We start from the raw sequence: 25546 nt of genomic DNA, 5'->3' as shown, positions 1-25546 counted from the left end.
ATTTACTCCGCCTCCTTCTTCTCCATTATTACATCTACATCGCCCCTGTCCTCATTCAGCCTATCTGCAAGTGCTTTCTGTTTGGACGGATAAAAATGAGCATAATTAAATGTGATATTGATTCCTTCATGTCCCATACGCTCCGCAATCGCTACCGGAGAAAACCCAAGCTCAATGCAATGTGCTACATGGCTGTGACGTAAATCATGGATACGGATTCGCTTTACGCCTGTGGCTTTTGCCCCTCTGTCCATCTCGTGATGAAGATAACTTTTTGTGACTGTGAAGATTCGTTCTTTCTTCTTCAGTCCGTAAAGCATCTGCAAATACTCCTGCATTTCTTCACAGAGGAACTTCGGCATTTTGATAATGCGGTTACTTTTCTTTGTTTTCGGTGTGGTAATCACATCTTCTCCGTGTAATCGTTGATAGGACTTGTTGATTCTGACCGTTTCTTTTTCAAAATCGAAGTCAGCGGCAGTCAGTGCCAGCAGTTCTCCCTCCCGGATACCGCACCAGTAAAGCATTTCAAAAGCGTAAAAGGAAACAGGCTTGTCCATCATCTCGAATGAGAATTTCTTATATTCTTCTTTCGTCCAGAACAGCATTTCCTTATGTTCCTCACTTCCCATATTTCCCACCTTGGCGGCAGGATTGGAACGCAGTTCATAATACCGCACCGCATGATTGAAGATAGCGGACAACTGATTGTGCAGTGTTTTCAGATAGGTCTGTGAATATGGCTTTTTCTTCTCATCCCGATAGGCAAGCATTTCATTCTGCCATGCGATAACCTCTTTTGTAGAAATCTCGCTGATTTTCAGCTTGTCGAAATAAGGTAAAATCTTCGTGCGGATGATATGCTCTTTTGTCAGCCATGTGTTCTCCTTCAGACGGCTTTTCATATCCCGGATATACAGTTCGGTAAAGGCTTCAAAACTCATATCCATATCCGAAGAGTTCTGCAACTGGAACATTCGCTCCCATTCCTGTGCTTCTTTCTTGGTAGCAAAGCCACGCTTGCATTTCTGCTTACGCTCGCCTTTCCAGTTTACATACCTCGCCATCACATACCATGTTCCATTGTCCTCGTTTTTGAATACCGGCATTATTCGTCCCCCTTTCCTGTTCCGTAGAGCCTTTCATAGAAATATTGACGGTTTACCCGTCCTGAAATGGTAATAAAGCCTTTTGCTTTCAGTTCCTCATTCAACTGACGGATTAGCTTGTAAGCATACGGCTTTGATACGCTTAGTTCCTGTGCCACTTCTTCGGCACAAATAAATCTGTTTTTCATATAATCAACCCTTTCTTTCGTTTTTATTGCCGTTCTATCCGAATGAAGTTCCAGCAGGTATTCCCTGTTCGACACTGTGCTGTCCCGATATACTGTAGTAGATCAGGCGCTTGCTTGCTTTCTGGCAAGTTCTTGGCGGTTTATACTGTTCGGACGGTCATTTTGTTTTTATTAAACTTATTTGCTTAATTTGAACTTATTATACTAAGCATATTTGCTTGTGTCAAGTGGCTTTTCTGAAAATATTAAACTTTTTTGTTTTGTATTATCTTGACTTCTCCTAAACATATCTGCTATACTCATTGTAAAATACATACAAGGAGTGGACACGTTATGGCGATTGGAGAAAGAATACATTTTTTTCGCATTCTGCGTGGGATGACACAGAAATATCTTGGTACGATTGTCGGCTTTCCTGAGCGAAGTGCCGATGTACGTTTAGCACAATACGAAACTGGAACAAGAAAACCGAAGGCAGAACTTACTGCTGCACTGGCACAGGCTCTTGATGTTTCTCCTCATGCCCTCGATGTGCCTGATATTGACAGCTATATCGGACTGATGCACACTTTATTTACCCTTGAAGATTTGTACGGTCTGACTGTCAGTGAATCAGCAGACGGAGAAATCTGTCTGAAAGTGGATACTTCCAAAGGCAAAGACGCTCACGAACTCCGGAAAATGCTGTACGCCTGGAAAGAGCAGGCTGACAAGCTATCTTCTGAAGAAATCAGTAAAGACAAATACGATGAGTGGCGTTACCATTACCCGGAATTTGATACCACGCAAATTTGGGCGAAAGTTCCTTCGCAGGAACTTAGTGCCGCTATGGTTGAAGCCTTCAAAGACAAACTCAAAACCGATGATTGAAAGCAGGTGTACTATGGCGTCAAGTAAAGATTATTTAACCTTTGTATTAGAACAGCTATCCGATTTGGACAGCATCTCCTATCGGGCAATGATGGGCGAGTACATTCTCTACTACCGTGACAAAATCGTTGGCGGTATTTACGATGACCGCTTACTTGTAAAACCTGTATCCTCTGCCATTTCCCTTATGCCAACAGCAACTTACGAATTACCCTATGAGGGAGCAAAGGAAATGCTTTTAGTCGACGATGTTGAAAGCAGGGAATTTCTTTGCAACCTGTTTCTGTCTATGTACGATGAACTTCCTGCACCAAAGAAAAAGAAAACCACCTCCAAAAAATAGCGACAAAAAGCCCTTAGCCATGAGTTTTATACCCACAGCTAAGGGCTTCGTTTATAATATGGATTTATTTGTTGCACAACCACCTGTCAATCATTCTCTAACCCTAAAACCACTGGATTACAAGAATAATGGCGCTCATGCAACTGTTATCAATTTGTTATCAAAAGACTTTTAAAAATGCTGCAAACCCGCATAAATACTGGCTTCTTAAAGCATTTCAAATTACTCCAGTTCAATCGTCCCAGGCGGCTTACTCGTCAAATCGTAGAGTACGCGGTTGACGCCTTTCACCTCATTGATGACGCGGGTCATAACTTTGAACAGCACGTCAAACGGGATTTCTGCAGCTTCTGCGGTCATAAAATCAGATGTGATGACTGCGCGCAGCGCAACTGCATAATCGTAGGTTCTTTCATCGCCCATAACGCCAACAGAACGCATGTTGGTCAGCGCTGCAAAGAACTGTCCCAGTCCTTTGTCGCAGCCTGCTTTGGCAAGCTCTTCGCGGTAGATAGCGTCTGCATCCTGAACGATGCGAACTTTCTCCGGAGTCACCTCGCCTACAATACGAACACCCAGACCAGGACCGGGGAACGGCTGACGGTATACAAGGTATTCGGGAATGCCAAGTTCCAGACCGGCACGACGAACCTCATCTTTAAACAGAAGACGCAACGGCTCGATGATTTCCTTGAAATCAACGCAGTCCGGAAGACCGCCTACGTTATGATGAGACTTGATCACAGCAGATTTACCGAGACCACTCTCGATTACGTCCGGATAAATCGTTCCCTGTACGAGGAAATCCACAGCACCGATTTTCTTTGCTTCTTCTTCGAATACTCGGATAAATTCTTCTCCAATAATCTTACGTTTTTTTTCAGGATCAGAAACACCCGCCAGTTTGGAATAGAAACGTTCCTGTGCGTTTACGCGGATAAAGTTTAAATCGTACTGACCGTCCGGGCCGAATACAGCTTCTACTTCATCTCCTTCGTTTTTACGAAGCAGACCATGATCTACAAACACGCAGGTCAGCTGCTTGCCGACCGCCTTGGACAGCAGAACTGCTGCAACAGAAGAATCCACACCGCCGGAAAGTGCACACAGCACCTTACCGTTTCCAACCTTTTCACGGATCTGGTGGATCGTTGTCTCCACGAAAGAATCCATCTTCCAGTCGCCTGTGCATCCACAGATATCATATACGAAATTGGAAAGCATCTTAGTGCCTTCCTGAGTATGCATAACCTCCGGATGGAACTGTACTGCATACAGCTTCTTCTCTGCATTTTCCATTCCTGCAACCGGACACACTGGTGTATGGGCTGTAATTTTGAATTTCTCCGGTGCTTTTTCAATATAATCGGTATGACTCATCCAACAGATCGTGCTGGGGGATACATTTTTAAATAATGCAGATTCTGTATCCACTGCAACCTCAGTCTTACCATATTCGCTGACAGGCGCAGTTTTTACGTTGCCGCCCAGCATATAGGACATAAGCTGTGATCCATAACAGATTCCCAGAATCGGAATACCCATTTCGAATATCTCTTTCGGGCATCTGGGGGAATCCTCTCCGTATACACTGTTTGGACCACCTGTAAAGATGATACCCTTAGGGTTCATTTCCCGGATCTTATCCAGACTGAGCGTATAAGGATGCACTTCACAATATACATTACATTCTCTGACTCTTCTGGCAATCAGCTGATTGTACTGTCCGCCAAAGTCAAGAACAATAACAAGTTCCCGATCCATTCGTCTCCTCCTCGAGTTAATTTTGAAACAACAGGGCCAACAGTCTGAAAAAGTGTACCCGCACTCCATGACCACTGACCTGATATCATCATAATGAACAATTATAGTTGGAATCCCCTGTTCTGTCAAAGGTTTTCCATGCCGTTTCCTTTTCTGATTTACGAAAAAGATCGACCATCGCACCGATTAATCATTCACCGTCTAAAGTCACTGCAATTCGGTAACCTTATTTCAACTTTTTTGCGCAAAATGCTCCCATTTATGTCCCTTATATCGGAGCACATAGAAGATTTCCCGCACAACCCAGTCGATAAACATCGCCATCCAAATGGAAACCAAGCCAAAGTGACAAACATAAGTGAATACGTAAGCAAGCACGACTCGAAATACCCACATGGAAAAAATAGCAACACTCATCGGCCAGACTACATCGCCTGCTGCCCTCAGTGTATTCGGAACGCCAAACGCCGGCATCCAAAGAAATGCACTTGCAACCGCATGGATCCGTACAATCTGAATCGTCAGCTGAGCTGCATCCGGTCCGAGATTGAAAAAGGTTACCAGTATCGGAGCTGACAGGTAAAGAATGATCGACAGACAGCTGATCCCGATCATCGCATCCCTGCAAAGACGTCTGGTATAATAACGCGCCTGGTCATATCTTCCTGCGCCAACGCATACGCTGACTACCGATACGATCGCAAGGTTGATGGCAAAGCCCGGCAGGTTATTCCAGTTCGCAATTGTGCCCGTAACCGCATTTGCCGCGATCGCAGAAGTCCCCATTGTTGCGACTGCACTCATAACGAGAATTTTACCCAGCTGGAACATGCTATTTTCCAGACCGTTTGGAATCGCGATATACAGGATCTTCTTAATCAGACTGCCATTAAACTTCCAGGTAATTTGCCCGCAGAGGTTGATTTCTTTTTTGGTTTGGAACATCAACAAAAAAATCACAACTGCAGCTACATATCTGGAAATGGTAGTCGGGATCGCAACGCCTGCTACGCCCATGTGCAAACCATAAATGCAGATCGCATTGCCGACCACATTGATTACATTCATCAGCAAGGATACCCACATCGTCACCTTTGATTCGTTCATCGCCCGAAACAACGCCGCACAGGAATTATATATGGCAAGTGCAACAAACGAATACGTCGTGATAATCAGATAAGTCTTGCTCGCCTTCATAACGTCATCCTCGATTTTACCGAACATCAGACGCAGCAGCGGATCATGTGCCGTTATAAAAATAACGGAAATAACGAACGCGAGCAGTGTGGCGAACAATAAGATCTGCCATGCCGACTTACATGCGTCCTCTCTTTTCTTTTTCCCAAGGAAATGTCCTGAAACGACTGCACCGCCGGTTGCCAGAGCAGAGAACACATTGATCAGCAAAATGTTGACCGTGTCTACCAGTGAAACGCCTGAAACCGCCGCTTCTCCCGCCGCAGAAACCATAATCGTATCCGCCATTCCAACAGCAATTGCAAGAATCTGTTCAATGATCAGCGGTATAATCAGCTTCCGCAGATCCTTCCCCGAATAAAGCATTTTCCCCTCCATCCCGCAAAATATGCGGTTTTTTATTTCTCATTTGTCTGGCTTTTTCCCTTACGCTAAGTATAGCATATTTTCTCTGTCCCCGTAATATCTTGTAAAAAATGTTCTTTAGGGGATTTTATGAAAGAATATATTGAAGAACGTGCCCTGGCAGTAGCCGGCTATATTATCGAATCCAACGCGACCGTCCGACAAGCTGCCCGTCAGTTTGGAATCAGCAAATCCACTGTACATAAAGATATCACGGAACGTCTGATGCAGGTCAATCCGGCTCTGGCAAAAGAAGCCCGAAAGGTACTCGATATCAACAAATCCGAGCGCCATATCCGCGGCGGTATGGCAACCAAGGAAAAATATGAGCACGAGCATCTGCTGCACGCCTGCCAGAGAGCCGTATCCTGAATTTGACAGCACTCACCGCAGCAGTTCCAACAGTTCCTCGCGGGTCAGACCCTGCGCCTGCAGGCTCTCCCCTCCGAGGATTCTGTCTGAAAGCTGCAGCTTGCGTTCCTGCAGCTCCACGATTTTCTCTTCAATCGTCCCTTTGGCAAGAATCCGGTAAACATTGACCACATTTTTCTGCCCGATCCGGTGTGCACGGTCCGTCGCCTGATTCTGTACTGCGCTGTTCCACCACGGATCGAAATGGATCACCACGTCTGCCGCCGTGAGATTCAACCCGGTTCCTCCCGCTTTCAGAGAAATACAGAATACCGGAACTTCATCGTGCGCAAACGACTCCACCATTTCGATTCTCTTTTCTTTCGGAGTCGCGCCGGTCAGCATGTGGCTTGCAATCTTTTCCTCCTCCAAAATCCGGTACAGGCGTTCCAGCATCGTTGTAAACTGAGAAAACAGGAGTACCTTGTGCCCGTTTTCCACTGCGTTTCGGATCAGCCCACGCACAAGCTCTGTCTTTGCAGATCCTCCTTTATAATTATCATACAAAAGCGCCGGATCGCAGCAAAGCTGTCTAAGGCGCGTCAGTTCTGCCAGAATTTCGATCTTATCCGTCCGGATTTCCTCGTCGGATTTTTCCTCCAGCATCAGCTTCATACGTCTGACATGGGCATCATACAGCTCCTGCTGCTCCCCATCCATATCGGCATACAGGTTTTCCTCCAGCTTGTCCGGCAAATCCTGCAGCACTTCTTTTTTCAGGCGCCGCAGGACGAATGGACGGATCAGCCGCTGCAGCCGCTTCGCAGCGTCTTCGTCCTTATGCTGGACAATCGGCTGTTCCAGCTCTGTCCGAAACCGCTGATAGCTGTACAAATACCCGGGCATGAGATAATCAAAAATGCTCCACAATTCACTCAGCCGGTTCTCTATCGGTGTACCCGTCAGCGCAAGCCGGAATCCGGTCTGAACCTGCTTGACTGCCCTCGCCGCCTGCGTTCCGTGATTTTTGATATACTGCGCTTCATCGATCACCTCGCAGAAAAAATGAAGCTCCTGATAGTCTGTGATATCCCGACGGAGCAGATCATAGGACGTAATCAATACATCCACTTCTTTCCAGCGATCCAGAACTTCCTTGCGCTGCTGAACATTTCCCGTTACCATATCCGCTTTCAGCGAAGGCGCAAACCGTTCCAGCTCATGCTTCCAGTTATAAACAAGTGACGCCGGACAGACGATCAGGCTGCATCCGGTGTGCTCTACTAATAGGAAGCTGATGACCTGCAGCGTTTTTCCAAGCCCCATATCGTCCGCCAGAATTCCGCCGAACTGGTTACTGTAAAGCATTCCAATCCACGCGGCACCGGCTTTCTGATATTCCCGTAAAATTCCTTTTAAGGAGTCCGGCACATAGTCCTTTTCGAAATCCGGATTCTGCAGCTTCTCGATCCGACTCGCGAAAGATACATCCCGAATCACTTCCATCATGGCGTTTTCCTGCAGCGTCTCATCCAGATACAGCATCCGGTACGCCGGAACCTCGATTTTGTCCTGCATCAGCTGCTTATCTGTCAGCTGCAGCGCCTGGCGCACCTCCTGCAGGGATTCCAGACCATTTTCTTCCATATTTATAAAGTCGCCGTTCTTGAGCCGGTAGAATTTTCGTTTCCGATCATAACGGGATAAAATTTCCATCAGCTCTTCCCTCGGCATATCCTGAGAAGACACTGTCAGCTCCAACAAGTCGCCGCCCATGGAAATTCCAACGGATACGCCGGGCGACGGCAGAACCCGCACTTTTTTCAGCGCATCGGAAACATACACCTCACCGATTGCAGAAAGCTGCACGATTCCTTCTGTCAGGAGACGATAAAATAATTCGTCGTCCTGATAAATAATCATTTCTTTTTTCAGATCATCATAAGTATTGCAATAGGAGCTTAAAATCCGCGCTGCTTCCGACTCGCTGACAAGATCCCGCCTGTCAATATCCTCTGTCAGATCGTATACACTATACTCCCGTTCTCCATAGCAGGCGATTGCACGACAGCTGACCAGTTTCTCCTGCGGCATATCCAGATAAAACTGGAATTTTACTGGCGACAATTCCGTTTGCTTTTCCCCGACTCCTTTGATCTCGCATTGAAAATGTTCTTTTAATATCGGCATCAGCTGTCTGAAAAATGCCGGCAAATCCTCTTCCTGCAAAAAAGCCGTCCGGTTCGGGAGCTTTTTCATACAGTCCAAAAACTCGGTCACTTCTCCCAGTCCTTCATTGGAAACCCGATAAATCAGTCCGTCCTTAAAATACACCTGATCCCGTTCACAGGCATATCCGAACACATTTTCCAGGGAAAGCTCTGCACCACCTTCCGTTCCCGTCAGCTGCAATCTGCGTTCCAGTGCTGCGTCCGTGACATGCCAACGGCTCTCCGTTCCATCCAGCTGTACATAAAATACCCGGTTTCCCATCGCATCCAGAAATCCATCCAGTCCCCAGCCATCCAGCACGATCGTCCGAGCTTTCGGGAGCGCTGCCCGATACAGATAGGAATAACCGCTCGTCTGCAGATACGCCTTTTCATAACGGCCAACCCACTGCTCCAGAAATTCCACAAGCGGTCGCGATTCTTCGGTAAAGCTTCCTTTTATATGAACAAATTCCAGACTTTTTCCATAGGAATAGCTGCTTTGCTCCCGAAGCGCGCGGATCATGGAAAAAATATCCTTTACAATATACATCCTGCCGATCCCGATCCGAAATTCCGCCCGGCATTCACGCGCATCACAAATAAGAAGCGGCTCCAGACGCACCTTCCCAAAGCTTTCTTCCTGCAGAACCGGAAGCATATGCCGGGCAGTCTGTTTCTGCAGAAGCTCTTTTAACTGTCTGGTCGTCTTCCGCTTCGGAACACCGGCAAGAAGCATGCTATCGCTTCTGGAGGCTGTAGTATTTCCCGGGGATCTGAGATTTTCCTGAATCTTTATCCCGTCCGTTGCTTCACCGATTTCTTTCTGGACGCCTTCCAGCCCACGCTGTTTCAGGAACTCCGACAGGCTCATATGCTCTTCTTCCACCCGGTCCGGATTTTCCAGATAATATAAAAGCACCGCCGTACAATGCTTGCACAGACCCTCATAGGAATAAAATGCAGGACAATCGCACCATGCCTCCTGCACGCTGTCTTCTTCCTCATCCAACAGGATCCTCACGTCATAAAGATTTCTCCCGCTCCCTTTGACGTCCGCCTGAATCTGCCTGCCTTTTTTCGTAGTTTTTATCTGAAAGCGCCTGATCTTGCCCTGCCGCCAGATATCTACCCCTCTGGAATAGGAATACCCTGCCAGCTTTCGAATCTGTTCCCGTGTGATCATGCTGTAAGCCTCCGCTCCCGCTGTCTGCGGTCCGTTCCTGCTGCCCCTGCCGATGGCTGCGCTGCAGCCTGACTGCATTGTGATCTCGCCAACCTCATCTTTTTATTATAGCAAGGAACTTTCTCTCCTACAACACACGCGGCGGGATTTCCGGAAAATCTGGTATTACAGTTCACTCGTCCCTTACGATTTTATGAACAGCTCTGCGCTTCTGCTTCCAGCAAAAAACCAAAATAAACTGCCTGCCGTCTGAAAAAGGAGGCGTCTTCCAATATTTCATGCTCCTGATGACGTCCCTGCGGCACGATCAGGGAATCCAATTCTGTTCCGAGATAACTGCTCAGCGCATAAAAATTGTCCAGCGATGGCAATGCCTTGCCCTGAAACCAGTTATAGATAGACTGCATCGCTGCCAGTCCCAAAAATTGTTTGATTTCTTTTGCCTCGATATTTTTCTTAATACAGGCTTCTTTTAACCTCTGTCCTGTCCGTAACACGTCGATAAGCGGATATCCCATTTCTACCTGCCACTCAAAATGTGTTTAAATATACTCAAACACATCGAGAAATTGAAGTCCTTGCGGATACTTCTTACTGCTTCATTGTGTATGCTTTGGCGATTGTAAACAATACGCTACTCACAAGTTCTTGTACACTCCACAGTCGTAAATTCCTGCGATAGCCCGCAGTACATACTTACGTTTGCGTTCATTATGCAACTTCGTAAGTTAAAGCATCTCTTAGATTAAGAGCAGCATTGAAATCCCTATCCTCGACATAGCCACAATCACAACGGTATATTCTATCTGAAAGCTTCAAATCTTTCTTGATAGCACCACAGCAGTGACATATTTTGGATGATGGATACCATCTGTCTACGACTCTTAATTCAATACCATTTTCATCACACTTCGCTTTAAGCTTAGTTCTAAATTCATAGAACTTTTGTGATGCAACGGCTTTTGATAGATGTCTGTTCTTCATCATTCCTGATACATTCAAATCTTCAATCGTTATATAAGATGGCTTGGTTTTCACTATCTCGGCTATTGATTTATTGATATAATCAGTACGGATATTATCTATTTTATGATGAAGTCTTTGCACTTTGAGCTTTTGCTTTTGTATATTCTTTTGAGTGGACTCCCCTTTCTTTAAATTTTCATACTTGCGTGAGAGGCATCTTTGTTCTCTGCGCAATTTCTTTTCCAATTTTTTAACTCTTGCTGACTTATTGATATTTTTATAAGTTTTACCATTAGAAACAATCGCCAGGTCTTTCAAACCCAGGTCAATTCCTATACCGTCATTGCTATTATTAGCAATCTTAGCGTCGGGAATTTCTACAAGAGCTGACACATAATATCTGCCTGCTTTGATGGATACTGTACCGCTTTTGATTTTCCATCCGTCTTTCGTTGTTGGTATATAGCCTTTTTCTTTCATGCGTATCCAACCTAAAGTGGGTATGTTTAACCTATGTCTCTCGCATCTACAATCTTTAGGATTATTCTTTACGAAATACATTTTTACATCAGACTTACCTTTCCTTTTGAAATTAGGAAAAGCACTTTGGTGTTTAAAAAATCTTGTAAATGCAGTGCATCCATCTTCTATAGATTTTTTTACAGCTTTTGAATATGCTTCTTTGATCCATATTTTATCAGGATTATCAGGAATGTACTCATTATTGAGCCATACGCTAAAACTCTTGCCGGTCATAAACTTTTCACCCTTATCGTATAAAGCTTTGTTGTGACCGAGATAGAAGTTGTAGACGTATCTACAAGTGCCGATAGTCTTGTTGATCTTGATTTTTTGCTCGACTGTCGGATTTATTTCCGTTTTGAAGCTCTTTAGCAATTTCCTCATCCCCTTCTATTTGTTTTTTATACTTACGAAGGCCGTACAATCTACAAGAAAAAACGTGAAGTATAGATACAATATCCTGTACAAGTTCTTCCTGCGGTGATAGTTCTTCATTATTCACTACCACTATGGTTGTATTAAACTTCATACAGAATTTTTCAAACCAATCATAGCCAAATCTGACAAATCTATCTTTATGTGTAACTATAATAGTTTTGATTTTTTGTTCCATTACTTCATCTAATAATTGATTCCACTTTTTACGATTGTAGTTAAGCCCACTTCCATAATCTTCAATACATTGATCTACAATGATACCTTTAGCATTGCAAAACTGACGTAAAAAAGTTACTTGGTTTTGTAAATCATCTTTTTGGTTTCTTGTAGATACTCTGGCATAAATAACAATCTGACGATTATCGTTTTCAGTATTTATGCCCTTAAACTGAAGATATTGATCATAAGTATAATAACGCCTATCAGTTGGAGTTCGATTTGCTTTTAGAATCCCCTCTCTATCCCAGCGTTGTAACGTTTTGACAGAGACACCCAATAATTCAGCAAAATCTTTTGGTTTGTAATTAGTGATATTAGATGTGTTCATAGCAATGCCCTCCATGAGTATATTCAACACATTTAATCACTATTGACAATGATTTTGATTACTTAAAGTTTCCTCCTTGCTGTCTCTCCATCTTCTCTGTTTTGCCCTTCTCCCATTTGTTTCCTTTCTGTCTGCTTTTGTTATTGTAACTGTTCCGTACCCTCACAGTTACGCGCAAAAATCCATTTCAAATCGGCTGCGCCGATAGGATTTTTGCCTTCTCGTCTAAGTTTTCTTACGGTCAGCGCAGTAAATGCGCAGACCTGCGGAACAGTTACTTGTTATTTTCTATTTATTCTACCTCATTGCGTGTCCCATTGTACGGACTCGCACCAAAAGATTCGTTACAGCTTACTGGAAAAGCCCCGCCGCACAGCCATGCGGAATTCCCGCGCCCGGACAGCGCTGACCGTTCTCATGGATTTCAACCCGTCCGGCAACTCCGGCAGGTCTGTATCATCAATCAAAATTTAAACTATCTTTCTATCTTTTCTACCAGACTAAATTCTGTTTGCTTGGGGCACAACTACCGGGGAGGGTAGTGTGTCTGGGGTCCGTTTTGGGAATTTCGTGCGGAGGGTCTGAGCAATCCGTTTTGTTATACGTATCATTCTGTCCTATTGAGGAGGATTCCAAAGTCTTGCATCCACCTTCAAACAGGCTCGGCGGATTCAGACCTGCTGCTACACTTCAATCCAGGTCGCAGCATTTGACAGCGCAAGCTTCGTGTCCAGCTCCAGAAGTAATTCTTCCCTGCTCTCCTGAATCCTTTCTGTCAGACTGCGGAACTTCGACAGCTCCTGTGCAGAAAGGATAGGCTGCGGCGACTTGAGCTGTCCAGCGTTGGCACGGCTGCCTTTCTCCTGCCCAGCGCTGCCTCTTCCTGCAGACGGATTCTGTAAAATCACTACATTTCCTTTCAGCGCCGGGCGGCGTCCAGACGGATTCTGACCGTGCTTGGAAAACACCTTTTGTTTTTTCAAAATGCTTTCCAGGCGATTCGTCAACAGCTGCTCAAATGCAGTGTCGGCTGTCTCTTTATCGTTCAGGCGGCTGCGCAGGGCGACTGCCTCCGAGACGGTCATATAGCCGCGCGAGGTATCCAGCCATGTCTCTCCGTTCGATCTGGCGACCGCGCTGCAGATCGAATCATACCGGAGGATCAGGGCTTGGATCTGCTGCAGGGCGGCATCGAGGTGCGCACCGCAATGCGCACTTGTCCCGTCAGATACCGCACCATGCCCTATGTTGCCAGACACAGCTGACTGTGCCTGCTTTCTGCCTGTCTGAGACGCGTCGAACCGCGCGCTTCTCCGTTCTGCAAAAGCGCCGTCCGTGCCTGCCTCCCTTCCCAGCTGTCCGATCTTCTTCGTGATCCGCTTCTTTAAAAGTTCGCGCTCCTTCAGCGCCTCTGTCACCGTCATCCTGCTCTTCATCGTCATCGCCCCTGTCTGCATTGTGAACTTCCCATCGCCTTATGCCAGTGGGATTGCGGCAGCCTGTTTTTTACTCTGTTATCATTTTATTCCAGATTTTTACGTCTGTCATCCAGTTACAAACTGATTGACAAACAGATGTTCTGTGCGTTAAAATATTTGTTTTTTACGATACCTTCCGCTGATTCGCAGCTCAGTTTTCCTGTGAAAAGAGACACGCGAACTGCGGCACATTTTCCGGGTCGATTCTTGTCAAAAATTTCGCATTCCTATATACTGATATAGGATGATGCAGGATTGTGAGAATGCGCAGCACAGAACACTCTACAGACCTCAAGGTCGGGGCTTTTGCCATGTTGCCCACGGACCCATCCGGAATCATAGATATAAAAAACCACTCCGCAAGGATTGCCCTGCATGGGATTGTCACTGCTGCAGGACAGAATGAGAGGCATTATGATACAGCTTCAGACAAAATTCAGTCGGCAGGTCGATGAACATAACGTTCTCCCGGAATATCCGCGACCGTCGCTGGTTCGTACTTCTTATTTGAATTTAAACGGGCGTTGGGAATGCGCCTTTTCCAAAACACCAGAAATCCCGCTTTCCTTCGATTTGAGCATTCTGGTTCCGTTTTCCCCGGAATGTCAGCTTTCGGGCGTTTCCAGACAGCTAAAGCCCGGCGAATATCTCTGGTACCGCCGCACCATCCCCCTCGCAAAACCGCAACAGGATAAGCGCATCCTGCTCCATTTCGGCGCTGCAGACCAGACGGCGGAGGTCTTTGTCAATCGGATTTCTGCAGTGCGTCACTGCGGCGGCTATCTGCCTTTTTCTGCAGATATCACGGATTATCTCCAGGAGGGCGATAACGAACTGATCGTCCGGATTCAGGATGAAAGCAACACGTCCTGGCATGCGCGCGGCAAGCAGTCCTTAAAGCCCGGCGGCATGTTTTATACGGCGCAGAGTGGCCTGTGGCAGACGGTCTGGATGGAAATTGTTCCAGTCAATTATATCGAACAGATTTTTTATCACACCGACTATGACCAGGGACTCGTCCACTTAAAAGTGCTGACACAGCACTCCGCCCCGGTCGAATGCGTGATCTCCGGCAAGGACATGGAGCCGGTCTGCATAAACGGTATGACCAACTCCGAGCTGATCGTTTCTCTGCCCGATTTCCATCCCTGGACACCGGAAGACCCGTTTTTATATCTCGTCAGCCTAAAAAGCGGCGTCGATCGCGTATCCAGCTATTTTGCGATGCGAAAATGCGATATCCAGACCGCGCCGGACGGCACACAACGCTTTTTCTTAAACAATAAACCGTATTTTCAGGCGGGCGTACTGGATCAGGGCTACTGGCCGGAAAGTCTCTACACCGCACCGACGGACGAAGCGTTGACCGCCGATATTTTGCGGATGAAGAAGCTCGGCTTCAACATGCTGCGCAAGCACGCAAAAATCGAGCCCGAGCGTTTTTACTACCACTGCGACCAGCTGGGCATGCTCGTCTGGCAGGATATGGTAAACGGCGGTTCCGCCTATAAACACTGGTTCGTCACCTATCTGGCGACTTTGATGAACTGGAACCATATTTCTTTTTCCGACGATGAAAAGCACGCCGGTCTGCTCTCCCGGCTCCATCCCGAGGGAAAAGACGAATTCCGGCGCGAAATCACAGAAACCATCGCCTTTTTGTACAACCATCCCAGTATCGTCGTCTGGGTTCCATTTAATGAAGGCTGGGGGCAGTTCGACGCGCTCGCGGCCTGCGAACAAATCCGCACCCTCGATTCCTCCCGGCTGGTCGATCACGCAAGCGGCTGGTTTGACCAGAAGGGCGGCGATATTTTGAGCCTGCATTATTATTTTCTGAAATTAAAATTCAAACCGGAAAGCAAACGCGCGGCGGCGCTGACCGAATTCGGGGGATATTCCCTTTCGATCCCCGGACACAGCTGCTGTAAAAAAGTATACGGCTACAAAAAATTCAACTCCACCGGTACGCTGACCTACGGCTATATCGACCTGATCCGACAGACGATTCTGCCCGCTGTCAAGAAAGGCATCGGCGCGACCGTGTATACACAGCTTTCCGACATTGAAGAGGAAACAAACGGAATTTATACTTACGACAGAGAAATCTGTAAAATTGACCCCGACACGCTCCGCAAATGGAACCGGGCGCTCAAAGAAGCTGGAGAATGTAAAACATATGCCGACCATACTACCGATCACTGATTTTCTTGACCCGCAGCTGGACATCTATGCCCGTCTTTCCGAGAATCAGCTGTTAAACCGCTGCGACCCGCAGAATGGAATTTTTATTGCCGAAAGCCCAAAGGTCATCGAACGCGCGCTGGACGCCGGCTGCATCCCGATCTCTTTTCTGACGGAGGACAGACACCTGAAAAATCAGGCGGTTCCGTTTCTGGAACGCTGCCCGGACATCCCGTTTTTTTCCGCCCCGTTTGAGGTGCTCACACAGCTGACAGGCTTTGCCCTGACCCGCGGTATGCTCTGCGCCATGAGACGTCCGAGGCTCCCCTCCGTCGAGGCACTCTGCCGGACTTCCAGCCGTCTTGTTATTCTGGAAAATATTATGAACCCTACCAACATCGGCGCAATTTTCCGCTCCGCTGCCGCTCTCGGCATGGACGGCGTACTGCTGACCTCTGACTGCTCCAACCCGCTTTACCGGCGCGCGATCCGTGTCAGCATGGGAACCGTTTTCCAGATTCCGTGGACCTTCCTGGACAGCAGCTGGCCGCTTCCGGGGATTTCCGAATTAAAAAATCACGGCTTCCACACCGTTTCAATGGCGCTTCGCTGTGATTCTGTTTCGATTGATGATCCAAAACTTTCTTCCAAACAAAAGCTCGCTGTCATCCTCGGCTCCGAGGGGGAAGGACTGTTGGATGAAACCATCGACAACTGCGACGACACCGTCTGTATCCCGATGTTCCACGGAGTGGATTCCTTAAATGTTGCCGCTGCAAGCGCAGTCGCATTCTGGGAGCTGGGGAAAAAATAAACCAGGTCTCAAGGCAGCCCGTCGCGCGCCTCAGTTCAGCAAGAGATAATCTGCTGTTCAAACCGTATCAAAATGGTTCAAAAACCCCGGAAAATCAAGGTTTAATAGTGATAAGGTACTATTTAGCTTTGCGAGGGGCAGAGAACGGTGTGACCTCAATGGTCACGCCGTTTTTCTGCGTCCAGGGGTAGATTTCGCAACAACAGGCTCGGATATCACAGGAATCTCTACATCATCCACGAAGTTGAAATAGATTTTTACCTTCTGTACCCGCTTGCCGCTGGATTTGTCCGGTGGAAACACCTCAATTTTCTTGATATACTCATTGACTATCGTAGGTGTCAATTTCTGCACATCCACATACTTCTGTGTCAGGGCTACAAAGGCATCCACATCTGCACTCATGGTTTCCTGCGTTTCCAGCCATTCTTCCGTCACTTCGATTTCGAGTTTTAACCGCTCCTGCACCCTGTCCCACTGAGCCTGTGATACAATAGCATCCTGCGTATCCGGCAGGATGAACATATCCTCCGGGGAATTGGGAATCCGCTGTTTCAGCTTATAGGATTTGGAATAGATCTTGAAATTACAGGTACAGCCTGTGTATTCCATCCGTTCCAGAATACCAGCAACGGATTGTCCAGCCCAATGATACGGTCTTTCCGGCATCGGTTTTCCTTTGCGCTGGGCATACAGGGCTTTTGTCGTCAGGACTTTTTGATCTTCCAAAATTCTGGCTATGGCATCCGGTCCTTTTCCTGAAACAGTCAGGTCAAAGATATATTTGACGATAGGAGCTGCATCTTCGTCCAAAATCCAATGATCTTTGTCCGCAGGGTCACAACGGTAGCCGTAGGGCGGCTTGCCCATGTGCTTGCCGCTGATTCCTCTTTGGTGGAGACTAACACGGACTTTCTTGCTGGTATCACGGGGATACCATTCATTGAACAGATTTCGGATTGCAGCCATACCCTCGCTGTCGCCCCGTTCACTGTCCACCCCGTCATTGACGGCGATAAATCGCACATCATAGCTGGGGAAGATAATGTCTGTGTACTGTCCAACAGTCAGGTAATCACGCCCGAAGCGGCTCAGGTCTTTGACCAGCCAGCAGCCGACAAGTCCCTGCTTTACAGGGTCGAAGCCCTCCTGTACGCCGGGACGATTGAAGTTCGTCCCGGTATAGCCGTCATCCACCAGAATTTTCAGGTTGGTGTACCCATGTTCTTTTGCGTATCTGGTTAAAAACTCTCTCTGAAAACTTGTAAAAATGCAAGTCCGGGACGGCAGTGTTCACACAAAATTGGTTGATATTGTTCCGTAAATAGAATATAATTGAAGCTACTATGAATCAGGAGGGACGATACAGAAATGAAATACCTGTCTACATTTGAAGTTGCCGAGAAATGGGGGATCTCTCCCCGGAGAGTTGGTATCCTCTGCAACAATGACCGCATACCGGGCGCACAGCGGGCAGGAAGCCGCTGGATCATCCCGGCAGACGCTGAGAAACCGACCGATGCCCGCATCAAAAGCGGAAAATATATCAAGCAGAAAGCTGACAGACAGAAGGAAGCATAATGGCAGATACTTATTTACCTGCCGATGTCCGAAAAAGAATCATTGATGTAATGAGAGAACGTAAGTTGACACAGCGAGAGCTGGCACTTCGGATTGACGTGAACGAAAGTACAATCAGCCGCTTCCTCAGCGGAAAGACTGAGAAGCTGAGCGAAGAAAGCGTTATCCGTATCGCCAGAGTGTTCAATGTCTCCACGGATTTTATCTTGGGTACTACCGTAATCCCGGACAAAAAGAACTACGATATTTCAGAACTAGGGTTATCTGTTGAAGCTGCAAAGAACCTTTATACCGGAAAAGTCAACAATGATGTTGTCAACCGTCTATTAGAAAATCCCCGTTTCGCCACGGTTACTTATATGATTGCACAGCATTTGGATGATACCCTTGCAGGTGGATATGCCGCACAAAACCAGATGTTTGCTACCGTTGGCTCTCTGCTGCTGGGACAGAATCAAACTCCCGAAGCAGTACAGGCCGCAAGAACCGCCAATGCTATGAAAGTTCCCACTTATCAGGCAGACCAGACCACGATTCAAAACACTTTTATGACAGTGGTTAAGGAAATCAAAAAGGAAGCAGGCAGCGATTTAGCCGCAGCAAGGGCAATATAGCTGATTCCAGAGTGCAGAATCCGGAGCAGATTTACATTGCAAAGGAAACCCACGAAGAAATCCATACGGCTCTGCAAATGATTGAGGCACGAGAGAAAGCCTACCTCTGGTATCGCTTTGGCTTTGCAGATGATATACTCCATCCCCTGAATGAAACTGCGGACCACTTCCACCTGTCAGAGAGCAGAGCGAAGTCCACGGAAAAGCTGGCTTTGGATAACTTCTGGCTGGAGCTGCCGTGGTGGTATTGATTGAGTATAAATGAGATATTTTACAACACGAGGTTATTTTGATGAAATATAAAATTGCAATCTGCGACGATTCGGATGCAGACAGAGAATATGTTTTGAATATGGTGAACCGTTGGGCAGCGGGAGCTGGTCAGGTGGTACATACTGATACTTTCACGTCTGCTGAAAACTTCCTATTCCACTATGCTGAGGAAAGTGACTACGATATTCTGCTCCTGGATATTGAAATGGGTGATATGGACGGTGTGACGATGGCGAAGCAGCTTCGCAAGAACAACGATATTGTTCAGATCGTGTTCATCACGGGCTACTCCGACTATATCTCGGAGGGCTACGAGGTAGCTGCACTCCACTATCTGATGAAGCCTGTCAAGGAAGAAAAACTCTGTTCTGTCCTTGACCGTGCTGCTGAGAAACTGCAAAAAAATGAAACGGTATTGAATTTTGAGATCGGCGGAGAAATGCTGCGTTTGCCGATTTATCAAATTCGGTACGCTGATGTGTTTGGAAACTATGTTACAATACACGCCTTGTCTGATACGACGGTAAAAATGACCCTCGGAGAACTAGAAAAGCAGCTCGATGAACGTTTCTACCGTGTCGGGCGTTCTGCGATCATCAATCTGACGCAGATCAGCCGTGTAACCAAATCAGAAATTAAGCTCGTTGACGGAACTGCCATTCCTTTGCCCAGAGGAGCTTATGACGGTATCAATCGAGCGATTATTAACATGAGGTGAAGCAGATGGGATTATTTTCAAAGCGCATAGAAAAACAAATTGAATCCTATCAGCACGAGCTGATTGAAACGCATTATCGTGAAGTTGATAATATGTATCGACAGATTCGTGGTTGGCGGCACGATTACCGCAATCACATTCAGACGATGAAAGCCTACGCCGCCACAGAAAATTGGGAAGCTATCAAGAACTATCTTGACCTGCTGGACGAAGATTTGACTACCGTGGATACGGTTATCAAGACAGGTAATCCCATGACGGATGCGATTCTGAACTCAAAAATCTCTTTGGCAAAGTCCAAGGGTATTGCGGTGGTTGCGGATGCCCATATTCCCGTCAAGCTGAAATCCTCTGAGATTGATTTGTGCTGCATCATCGGCAATCTTTTTGACAATGCCATCGAAGCAAGTGTGAAGCTGCCGGAGGAACAACGGCTCATTCGTGTCTATATGGATATGAAGAGCACCCAACTCTATATTTCCTTCACCAACTTCACCGCAGATAAGAAGTTGAAAAAGGAAGGTAGACTTTTCCGCAGCACCAAGGGAGAAGGTCACGGCTTTGGCTTGGTGCGTATTGATGCCATTGTGGAACGGCTCGATGGCTATATCAGCCGCAATAGCGAGGACGGAGCGTTTACAACGGAAATACTGCTTCCGCAGGTATAAAATTGCAATTCATCACCTGGAAATGACGATTCGTCCCCAAAATCATCTGGGGACGAATTTTTGTGTTATCCTATGCTCAGAAAGGATGATGGTTTTATGGTTAAGGAAAAAATTCAAAAGGCCAAAAAGCCAAAATACAACACCCTCCAAAATGTAGGCTGGATGGTGAAAATAGCTTGGAAAAACGGCAAGCGTGTTCTATTATTTTGCGTCCTTACCGCTATTTTGGAAGTGCTGTTCAATTTAGTTCAGTTATACATTGCTCCGGAGGTGCTGGCACGAGTTGAGCAGAAAACTCCTTTGTGGGAACTCCTAACGACTATCGGAGTATTTACGGCGGCGCTTTTTATCGTGCACGGATTTAAAGAATATATAAGACAAAACACACTATTTCCACGAGTTGATGTGCGTTCTGCCGTCATTGCTAAAATTGCATGGAAGTGTAATGTTACTTCGTATCCAAATACATTGGATGCAAATTTCGTTAAGCTGCGTGAAAAGGCACATATGACGTGTGAGGGAAATAGTCAAGCCACCGAACACATCTGGCAGACAATCACTATGCTGCTCAAAAATGTTGGCGGGTTGATCGTTTATCTGACAATTCTTTCCCGTATAGATTTCTTGCTTCTTCTTGTTGTGATTGCTACTTGCGTTGCGGGATTCTTCGTTTCCAGATACACTAATAACTGGCGCTATGCCCATAGAGATGAAGAAGAAAACTATTTTCAAAAGAAATATTATCTGCGTACTAAGTCCGAATCTGTGGAGCTGGCGAAGGACATCCGAATCTTTGGCTTACAGAATTGGCTGAATGAGCTTCTGGATCAGATTCATAATCTTTACCTAGACTTTACTCTGCGCTGTGAGCGTGTCGAAGTTCTTGCTGATATTACAGAATCGGTACTCACGATGGCTCGTAACGGTATTGCTTATGTGTATCTCATCAACATGGCGCTGAATGAAGGGTTGAGCGTATCGGAATTTCTTCTGTATTTTACGGCTGTTACCACGTTCACCACTTGGGTTATGGGTATTATGCAGGAAATGAGCACCCTCCACAAGGAGAGTCTTGATATTTCCTGTGTTCGTGAATTTTTGGAATATCCTGAGCCGTTCAAATTTGAGGAAGGCAAAGAAATTCCTGCTGCGGATGGATACGAGTTGAAACTGGAAAATGTGTCTTACCGTTATCCCGGCGCAGACAAGGATACCATTCACGGATTAACTTTGACGGTACATCCCGGTGAAAGGTTGGCAATCGTTGGTCTGAACGGTGCAGGTAAGACTACCTTGGTCAAGCTTCTGTGCGGATTGTTAGACCCGACAGAAGGTCTTGTTCTGTTAAACGGAAAGGACGTTCGTGGCTTCAACCGCAGAAGCTACTATGATCTGTTTAGTGCGGTGTTCCAGGAGTTCTCCGTATTGGATGTCACGGTAGCCGAAGAAATTGCTCAAACCACAGAAGGTATCGATTATGACAAAATTGCGAATTGTGTGGAAAAGGCGGGCTTAACAACTACAATCGAGAAGCTGCCAAAAGGTATGCAGACTCATGTGGGACGTGAGGTGTACCTGGATGGCGTCTTGTTCTCCGGCGGTCAGACGCAGCGATTGATGTTGGCAAGAGCGCTCTACAAGGATGGACCGATTCTGCTTTTGGATGAACCTACAGCGGCGCTTGATCCCATAGCGGAAAACGATATTTATATGAAATACAGCGAGATGACGCAGGGAAAAACATCTATGTTCATTTCACACCGTTTGGCATCTACCCGCTTTTGTGACCGAATTATCTTTGTTGCGGACGGTGGCGTAAAAGAAGAAGGCACACACGAGAGTTTGCTTGCTTTGGGCGGCGAATATGCAAATCTATTTGAAGTACAGAGCCGCTATTACCAGGAAGGAAAGGAGTTCTGAATATGAAAGAAAAAGTAACAATACGCCATGCAGTTTCTTCTCATTTGCGTGGCATCAAGGAACTCCACAAGGTATCTCCTAAGTTCTTTCCACTTTTGACATTGCATTGCTTCTTCAGCGCTATTTTCCCTTATATCTCGGTTTTCTTTTCAGCACAGATATTGACAGAACTCGCAACCCTGCGCAGAGCAGACATCCTATGGAAATGGGTAATTGCAGGGGTCTTATGTGTTGGCGTTGTATCTATCTTGAAAGCCTTTCTGCAACGTCGTTATAACACTCTGCTTAATGATCTGTGGGGAAGAAAAGAAATTTTGTTTATTCACAAAATGTTTTCTCTCGACTTTTCAGAACTTGATAAACAGGAGAACCATGATCTTCGAGCACAGATCCAGCAAAACGAAAATTGGGCCGATTGGGGATTGATGATGGTTCAAGAAGTATATGAAAGTTTTATGATAAGTGTGATTGGTATTTTCAGCGGAATTGCATTGACAATCACCTTGTTTTCCTCACCTGTGCCGAATGATTCCGGTTGGCTTGCAACATTAAATAATCCTTTGTTTATACTTTTCTTTGCGGTTATTATGATTGGTGTCAGTATCCTTGCCGGTAAACTCAGCGCAATTGCAACAAAGTGTTGGAGCAACTACGCTGAAGAAGCTACCTTTGGAAATCGTTTGTTTAGGCATTTCGGATTCATTGGAATGGATAAGGAACGTAGCGTAGACATCCGAATGAACAATCAGCAAAACCTTGTTCGTGCATATTGGAGTACCAATTCTACTTTTGGTGTGAATGGTCCTATCGGCAGACAAGCACAAGGAAAAATGGGGATATATGCCAGCTTGGGTGTGTGTATTACTACTCTCATCACCGGCTCTATCTATGTGTTTACTTGTCTAAAAGCTTGGGGCGGTGCATTTGATGTCGGAAGCATTACGCAGTATGTGGGCGCAGCTACCGCAATGGTTGCCAATGTGTTTTCTTTAACAGGTTTGCTTGGAACATTGGAGACAAACACCGGTTACTTGGATAAGACCTTTGAGTTTCTTGACATTCCGAACGCTATGTACCAAGGTAGCCTCACTACCGAAAAAAGATCTGATCGTAGATACGAAGTGGAATTTAAAGATGTGTCCTTCAAGTATCCCGGCAGCGATATTTGGGCGCTTCGCCACGTGAATATGAAGTTCAAGGTTGGCAAGCGACTTGCTGTCGTGGGCGAAAATGGCAGCGGCAAAACCACATTTATTAAATTGCTGTGCCGCCTGTACGATCCACAAGAGGGGCAAATTCTACTTAACGGCATCGACATTCGCAAGTATCGCTATGACGATTACATAAACATCTTCTCCGTGGTGTTCCAAGACTTTCAGCTTATAAGTCAGCCTTTGGGAAACAATGTTGCGGGAAGTATGAACTATGACCGGGAGCGAGTACGCAAGGCGCTGTTGGATGCAGGCTTCGGTGACAGACTTGCTACGATGGAAAAGGGACTTGATACAACACTCTATAAGGGAGTATATGAAGATGGAGTTGACGTTTCGGGCGGTGAAGCACAGAAAATCGCCATTGCCCGTGCGCTTTATAAGGATGCACCGTTTATTATCCTCGACGAGCCGACCGCAGCACTTGACCCGATTGCGGAAGCGGAGATCTATTCAAAGTTCGATGAGATCGCAGGTGATAAAACGGCTATCTATATCTCTCACCGTCTGTCCTCTTGCAAATTCTGCGATGAAATCGCTGTATTCCACGAGGGTGCTGTGATCCAGCAAGGCACACACGCCGAACTGGTAGCAGACGAAAACGGCAAGTATTATGAACTTTGGAATGCGCAGGCACAATATTACACAGAATAACTACAAAGATGCCCCTGTCCAACAGATTCGTACCATCGGACAGGGGCTTTTGGTTCGTTTTGTTTAGTTGTCCATACAGAATTGGATATGTACTAGGAATTTGACTGAAGAAAATGTTTTGCCCGTGAATGTGAAGCCAACATAACAAAATAAAAACAGATGAGAAAGAGTGGCAGTAACCATACCCCAATCCATTGTCCGAGAATACCGAACACGGCTGGTGCCAACATAATCCCCAGATACGAAGCTGCCATCTGTATTCCCATAATGTTTTGAGAAATATTTTCTCCAAAATTCTCAGGGGTTAAATAGTTTAAGTTTGGAAATAACGGCCCGTTACCAAAGCCGATCAAGAAAAAGCCTATAACGGATGTTGTCAGGAAAGGCATAAAGAGCAAGAGAATTCCTGCACCAAGAACAATTTGCCCCAATCGAATGATTTTCCAGCTATGTAGCCGCACAGCTAATAAACCGGAACAAAATCGTCCAAGCGTAAGGCCAATATAATATAACATAACTACTTGAGCCGCGTTGGCAATCGGCATATTTTTATTTTCAACGAGAAATGTACTGCACCAATTACCACAGGTATATTCTATTCCGCAAGATGTTATAAACATACAGCAGATTTCTTTGACTCCTGGCATCCGGACCATTGTACGAAAAGAAAGACCGGATGCATGGCGTACAGAAGCAGAAGATACCGAAATCTTAGTTTTGCCCCAAAGGGTTATTGTGGCTATCAATAATAATAGAATTGCAAATTGAATACTGGCGGCAGTTTGGTACCCGGTGCGCCAGTTTCCTTGTGATCCAATAATTTTTGATAAGATATATGGGCTGGCCGATACACCTACACCGTAGAAACAGTGTAAAAAGCTCATGTGTATTGCGGAATAATGGAGGGCAACGTAATTGTTAAGTGCAATATCGATTGCTCCTGCGCCTAATCCAAGAGGTAAGGCGCAGACGCATAACAAGTAAAAGTTATTAGAAAAGGAAAATAGCAACAACGCAATTGCCGTTAATGCCGTGCTGAATATACAAATAAATCCAGTTCCAAATCGAGCAAGCAACCGTGAACTTAAAAGACTGGAAATAATAGTTCCGCAGGATATTATGATTGTTACAAAACTTCCATAGGAAATGGGCAAAGTTAGTTCAGAGTAAATAGCTGGCCAAGCTGTCCCAAATAGTGAATCAGGAATTCCTAAACTAATAAACGCAATGTAAATAACAAGTAATAAGAGCGTCGTCATTTCATATCTCCTTGTTGTTCAGAGTGATTTATACATTTTGTCTTTTTGTACGACTTTTAGCATCGCCGATTTTAAG

General features: G+C 46.0%; 24 protein-coding genes. 12 read left to right on the top strand and 12 right to left on the bottom strand.

Annotated features, from left to right (window positions below; genetic code table 11):
- Positions 1-2: 2 nt before the first annotated feature.
- Positions 3-1109 carry a tyrosine-type recombinase/integrase gene (locus ACLTOQ_RS07510; protein WP_412319174.1) on the bottom strand — a complete coding sequence of 369 codons (1107 nt, stop codon included), beginning with the start codon at positions 1107-1109 and terminating at the stop codon, positions 3-5.
- Positions 1109-1297, bottom strand: coding sequence for a LysR family transcriptional regulator (locus tag ACLTOQ_RS07505; RefSeq protein ID WP_412319173.1), 189 nt, complete (start codon positions 1295-1297; stop codon positions 1109-1111). The genes ACLTOQ_RS07510 and ACLTOQ_RS07505 overlap by 1 nt, the downstream gene beginning before the upstream one ends.
- Before the next feature lie 333 nt (positions 1298-1630).
- On the opposite strand from ACLTOQ_RS07505, the gene ACLTOQ_RS07500 reads away from it, so the two are divergent.
- Together ACLTOQ_RS07500 and ACLTOQ_RS07495 are read left to right on the top strand one after the other, a co-directional pair.
- Positions 1631-2167, top strand: coding sequence for a helix-turn-helix domain-containing protein (locus tag ACLTOQ_RS07500; protein WP_195502760.1), 537 nt, complete (start codon positions 1631-1633; stop codon positions 2165-2167).
- A 13-nt stretch (positions 2168-2180) separates the two neighbouring features.
- Positions 2181-2510: a TfoX/Sxy family protein gene (locus ACLTOQ_RS07495; RefSeq protein WP_412319172.1), complete on the top strand. Its 330-nt coding sequence runs from the start codon at positions 2181-2183 to the stop codon at positions 2508-2510.
- A 222-nt stretch (positions 2511-2732) separates the two neighbouring features.
- Here ACLTOQ_RS07495 and guaA read toward each other — a convergent pair whose 3' ends face one another.
- Positions 2733-4274, bottom strand: coding sequence for a glutamine-hydrolyzing GMP synthase (guaA, locus tag ACLTOQ_RS07490; protein WP_412319171.1), 1542 nt, complete (start codon positions 4272-4274; stop codon positions 2733-2735).
- 231 nt (positions 4275-4505) lie between these two features.
- On the bottom strand, positions 4506-5837 hold the full coding sequence (locus ACLTOQ_RS07485) for an MATE family efflux transporter (protein ID WP_288837126.1): 1332 nt from the start codon (positions 5835-5837) through the stop codon (positions 4506-4508).
- A gap of 129 nt (positions 5838-5966) precedes the next feature.
- Here ACLTOQ_RS07485 and spoIIID point away from each other — a divergent pair, with 129 nt between their 5' ends.
- Positions 5967-6248 carry a sporulation transcriptional regulator SpoIIID gene (spoIIID, locus tag ACLTOQ_RS07480; protein WP_021915157.1) on the top strand — a complete coding sequence of 94 codons (282 nt, stop codon included), beginning with the start codon at positions 5967-5969 and terminating at the stop codon, positions 6246-6248.
- A 12-nt stretch (positions 6249-6260) separates the two neighbouring features.
- Here spoIIID and ACLTOQ_RS07475 read toward each other — a convergent pair whose 3' ends face one another.
- The 6 genes from ACLTOQ_RS07475 to ACLTOQ_RS07450 all read right to left on the bottom strand — a co-directional run bounded on the left by ACLTOQ_RS07475 (position 6261) and on the right by ACLTOQ_RS07450 (position 13553).
- Positions 6261-9623 (bottom strand): SNF2 helicase associated domain-containing protein, encoded by a 3363-nt coding sequence (locus tag ACLTOQ_RS07475; protein ID WP_412319170.1) that lies wholly within the window; start codon positions 9621-9623, stop codon positions 6261-6263.
- Positions 9624-9814: 191 nt separating this feature from the next.
- On the bottom strand, positions 9815-10141 hold the full coding sequence (locus ACLTOQ_RS07470) for a helix-turn-helix domain-containing protein (protein WP_288837128.1): 327 nt from the start codon (positions 10139-10141) through the stop codon (positions 9815-9817).
- Positions 10142-10334: 193 nt separating this feature from the next.
- Complete coding sequence (locus ACLTOQ_RS07465; protein ID WP_412319169.1) at positions 10335-11495, bottom strand: RNA-guided endonuclease InsQ/TnpB family protein; 1161 nt, start codon at positions 11493-11495, stop codon at positions 10335-10337.
- Positions 11407-12081 (bottom strand): IS607 family transposase, encoded by a 675-nt coding sequence (locus ACLTOQ_RS07460; protein WP_412287176.1) that lies wholly within the window; start codon positions 12079-12081, stop codon positions 11407-11409. Before ACLTOQ_RS07460 ends, ACLTOQ_RS07465 begins: the two co-directional genes overlap by 89 nt.
- Positions 12082-12440: 359 nt before the next feature.
- Entirely contained in the window at positions 12441-12563 is a 123-nt protein-coding gene (locus ACLTOQ_RS07455) for a hypothetical protein (RefSeq protein ID WP_337673630.1), read from the bottom strand.
- A gap of 216 nt (positions 12564-12779) precedes the next feature.
- On the bottom strand, positions 12780-13553 hold the full coding sequence (locus ACLTOQ_RS07450; RefSeq protein ID WP_412287823.1) for a hypothetical protein: 774 nt from the start codon (positions 13551-13553) through the stop codon (positions 12780-12782).
- Positions 13554-13988: 435 nt separating this feature from the next.
- Between ACLTOQ_RS07450 and ACLTOQ_RS07445 the strand changes: the two genes are divergently transcribed.
- On the top strand, positions 13989-15779 hold the full coding sequence (locus ACLTOQ_RS07445; RefSeq protein ID WP_412319168.1) for a glycoside hydrolase family 2 protein: 1791 nt from the start codon (positions 13989-13991) through the stop codon (positions 15777-15779).
- On the top strand, positions 15754-16572 hold the full coding sequence (locus ACLTOQ_RS07440; RefSeq protein WP_412319167.1) for a TrmH family RNA methyltransferase: 819 nt from the start codon (positions 15754-15756) through the stop codon (positions 16570-16572). The genes ACLTOQ_RS07445 and ACLTOQ_RS07440 overlap by 26 nt, the downstream gene beginning before the upstream one ends.
- 162 nt (positions 16573-16734) lie before the next feature.
- Here the strand turns inward: ACLTOQ_RS07440 and ACLTOQ_RS07435 are convergent, their stop codons facing one another.
- On the bottom strand, positions 16735-17844 hold the full coding sequence (locus tag ACLTOQ_RS07435; protein ID WP_337622894.1) for a DUF4368 domain-containing protein: 1110 nt from the start codon (positions 17842-17844) through the stop codon (positions 16735-16737).
- 99 nt (positions 17845-17943) lie between these two features.
- Between ACLTOQ_RS07435 and ACLTOQ_RS07430 the strand changes: the two genes are divergently transcribed.
- The 7 genes from ACLTOQ_RS07430 (at position 17944) to ACLTOQ_RS07400 (ending at position 24211) form a co-directional block, all read left to right on the top strand.
- Positions 17944-18153, top strand: a complete 210-nt coding sequence (locus ACLTOQ_RS07430) for a helix-turn-helix domain-containing protein (protein ID WP_021915164.1) — start codon at positions 17944-17946, stop codon at positions 18151-18153.
- Positions 18153-18767, top strand: coding sequence for a helix-turn-helix domain-containing protein (locus ACLTOQ_RS07425; protein ID WP_021915165.1), 615 nt, complete (start codon positions 18153-18155; stop codon positions 18765-18767). Before ACLTOQ_RS07430 ends, ACLTOQ_RS07425 begins: the two co-directional genes overlap by 1 nt.
- Before the next feature lie 11 nt (positions 18768-18778).
- The gene (locus tag ACLTOQ_RS07420; RefSeq protein WP_118496766.1) at positions 18779-19018 is read left to right on the top strand and encodes a hypothetical protein; all 240 of its coding nucleotides are present in this window, start codon (positions 18779-18781) and stop codon (positions 19016-19018) included.
- 41 nt (positions 19019-19059) lie between these two features.
- On the top strand, positions 19060-19758 hold the full coding sequence (locus tag ACLTOQ_RS07415; protein ID WP_021915166.1) for a LytR/AlgR family response regulator transcription factor: 699 nt from the start codon (positions 19060-19062) through the stop codon (positions 19756-19758).
- Positions 19759-19763: 5 nt separating this feature from the next.
- Positions 19764-20426, top strand: coding sequence for a sensor histidine kinase (locus ACLTOQ_RS07410; RefSeq protein ID WP_118496768.1), 663 nt, complete (start codon positions 19764-19766; stop codon positions 20424-20426).
- 96 nt (positions 20427-20522) lie between these two features.
- Positions 20523-22346, top strand: coding sequence for an ABC transporter ATP-binding protein (locus ACLTOQ_RS07405; RefSeq protein WP_412287826.1), 1824 nt, complete (start codon positions 20523-20525; stop codon positions 22344-22346).
- Positions 22347-22348: 2 nt separating this feature from the next.
- A complete protein-coding gene (locus ACLTOQ_RS07400; protein WP_021915169.1) occupies positions 22349-24211 on the top strand; it encodes an ABC transporter ATP-binding protein in 1863 nt (620 codons plus the stop codon).
- Between the two features lie 92 nt (positions 24212-24303).
- On the opposite strand, the gene ACLTOQ_RS07395 is transcribed toward ACLTOQ_RS07400, so the two are convergent.
- Complete coding sequence (locus ACLTOQ_RS07395; protein WP_118496770.1) at positions 24304-25470, bottom strand: MFS transporter; 1167 nt, start codon at positions 25468-25470, stop codon at positions 24304-24306.
- Between the last annotated feature and the right edge of the window lie 76 nt (positions 25471-25546).

Source organism: Gallintestinimicrobium sp. (assembly GCF_046968865.1).
GTDB lineage: Bacteria > Bacillota > Clostridia > Lachnospirales > Lachnospiraceae > Gallintestinimicrobium > Gallintestinimicrobium propionicum.
This window is presented reverse-complemented; position numbering and strand designations above follow the sequence as displayed.